A 617-nucleotide genomic window follows, 5' to 3' on the forward strand; every position below is an offset into this window, starting at 1 on the left:
GTCGGTAGAAAGCAAGATATTAATGGGTCAATCCCTGGATGGTGTTGAAGGCGTGGTGAACTTCAGTGATATCAAAGCCGATCCGGGGCGCGTGGGGCTGGACAGTGTACTGAAGGAAGTCGAAAAGATTTCCTTCATTCGCTCGCTGCACCTGCCCGTTGAAACATTCTCCTCTTTCAATACCAAAGTATTGCAACGGTACCGGCAGCGCGTTAACAGCGAGAGCGCCTGGGAGGTAAAGCAGCATCCTGAAACCATCCGTTACGGCCTTTTCGCAATCTTCCTGTACTGGCGACAACGGGAAATCATTGACGGTTTGATTGAGCTGTTTATCCAAATCGTCCACCGGTTATCGGCTCGCGCCGAACGCAAACTGGTCAAAACCCTGCTCAGTGATTTCCAGAAGGTACACGGTAAGACGACACTGCTATTTCGGATAGCGGAAGCGGCACTGGATAATCCCAACGGCCTGGTGAAAGAAGTGGTATATCCTGTTGCTGGGGAAGATACGCTGAAAAGCCTGCTCAAAGAATACAAGTCATCAGGCCCTGCCTATCAGCAGCAGGTGCATAAGATCCTCCGGTCATCTTACAGTAATCATTACCGGCGCATGTTAC

General features: G+C 50.6%; 1 pseudogene. It reads left to right on the forward strand.

Features of this window, described 5'->3' with window-relative positions:
- Positions 1 to 22: 22 nt before the first annotated feature.
- A pseudogene (locus ACOCD2_RS24940) lies at positions 23 to 617 on the forward strand (Tn3 family transposase); the annotation flags it as partial.

The sequence above is a fragment of the Thiolapillus sp. genome, from assembly GCF_048562965.1.
Lineage (GTDB): Bacteria > Pseudomonadota > Gammaproteobacteria > Chromatiales > Chromatiaceae > Thiolapillus > Thiolapillus brandeum_A.